The organism is Psychrobacter sp. T6-1, assembly GCF_052258445.1.
Map to the genome: position 1 here is coordinate 1 of NZ_JBQQFC010000780.1, position 583 is coordinate 583.

General features: G+C 43.7%; 2 pseudogenes. One reads left to right on the forward strand and one right to left on the reverse strand.

Features of this window, described 5'->3' with window-relative positions:
- Positions 1-422: pseudogene (locus ACTXGO_RS15935) on the forward strand (type II secretion system minor pseudopilin GspK); the annotation flags it as partial.
- 41 nt (positions 423-463) lie between these two features.
- Here ACTXGO_RS15935 and ACTXGO_RS15940 read toward each other — a convergent pair.
- Positions 464-583 (reverse strand): annotated as a pseudogene (locus tag ACTXGO_RS15940) (TetR family transcriptional regulator); the annotation flags it as partial.

The window sequence follows — 583 nt, forward strand, 5'->3', positions numbered from 1 at the left end:
AGATGCAAACATTAACAGATTTGCGTACTCAGCAGGTAATGGGGTCTATTGATGAGTTGTGGCAACTGCCAGCGCTTGTGAGTGTGACTGATGAGCAGCGCCAAGCGTTGACGCCACTTTTATCAGTGGATAGTCGAGCTTTTAGCGGCCTTGTCACAGCCAGTGATAGCGATGGTAAACAACGATTTGCGATCATTTTGATCAAAAATGCGCTTGATGAGGGCAATACGACAAACAATGAGAGCGGTGCAGCTAGTAGCAATTTAAATAATCAAAATACGAGTGGTAACAATGTAAATAGCGGTGCAAATGATGTCAATGGCAGTGCAAATAACGCTGCAGCTAGTAGCAGTGAATCTAGCGCTGACAAAACTGTCAAAGTGATTAATCGTCGCCTTTATGCTTTTAGACCCAGTTTTTAAACATTTGCCTTGATTACTGAGTGATCTAAAGGTTAGCGTACTTAGTCATCCAAAAGCGTCTCCTCAGAGGACTTCCAGTTGTAAGCCCCATAAAACAGCATTTGCGCTTGGCGGGTGCAATTATGCAGCATCAGCTGCTTTTTTTCTTCAATGTCGCCCAA